The following is a 935-nucleotide window of genomic DNA, read 5'->3' as shown; positions in this document are numbered from 1 at the left end:
TTCAACGGGACGAATCAGGAAATAAGATATAGTGTAGATGGTGGCTTTATGGAAAGTGCTTATAGCCAGATCAGTTTTTCGGCCTGGATTAAACCGGATAATGTAAGCGGAAATCGAATTATTTATGAAGAAGGAGGTAATAGTAACGGATCTGCTTTATGGCTTAATGATGGCTTATTAACTTACACCACACGGGCGGCTAGTTCTAGTTTCAATCAGATTGATGTTACTGTGGGAGATGCTTTAACGGTGGACAACAAGTGGCATCATGTAGCAGCCACATTTGATAATGGAACATTAACGGTTTACTTAGATGGGGTTTCAAATTCAATACAAGCAGATTATAATACAGTCCCGGCACATGGGGACCCTGGAGGCGTTGGTGGAACCATAGGTAATGGTTCATCAGCAGTTGATGATGGAGTACCGGTTGAAAATTACTCAGGATTGATGGATGCAGCCAGGTATGATAATACTACGGCCTGGTCGCTTAGCAGAATTCGAAATGAAGCCACTTTGTTTCTAGATACAGACGGCGACGGCATTTCAAACCATCTGGATCTGGATTCCGATGATGATGGCTGCTCCGATGCCAATGAGTACTACAACAATCTAGGCGCTGATGGCGGAGATGGCGGGGTTTATGGTGCCGGTGCACCGACTGTAGATGCCGATGGACTGGTTGTTGGCGCAGAATATAATGGGTCGGGCTATAGCGCTGTAATTGATGATAACACTTCAATTTGTAAAGATACGGATGGTGACGGGATAGCCGATATTCTGGATTTAGACGCTGACAATGACGGTATTTTAAATGAAGATGAATGCGGTATTGATAAGCAAACAGATGTCTTTAGTTACACAGGTAGTGATCAGGTCTATACTATACCTACAGGAGCCTCTCATCTTAAAGTGAAGATCTGGGGTGCCGGGGG

The 935-nt window shown here is 44.2% G+C and carries 1 protein-coding gene; it reads left to right on the top strand.

All coding sequences use genetic code 11. The features are described from left to right. Positions 1-935: LamG domain-containing protein (locus G3567_RS13180; protein WP_164005783.1), on the top strand; the 935-nt coding region annotated here is incomplete at both ends.

Source organism: Psychroflexus aurantiacus, assembly GCF_010820555.1.
Lineage (GTDB): Bacteria > Bacteroidota > Bacteroidia > Flavobacteriales > Flavobacteriaceae > Psychroflexus > Psychroflexus aurantiacus.
Note: the sequence above shows the minus strand (reverse complement) of the source record. Positions and strands in the feature narration are given on the sequence as shown.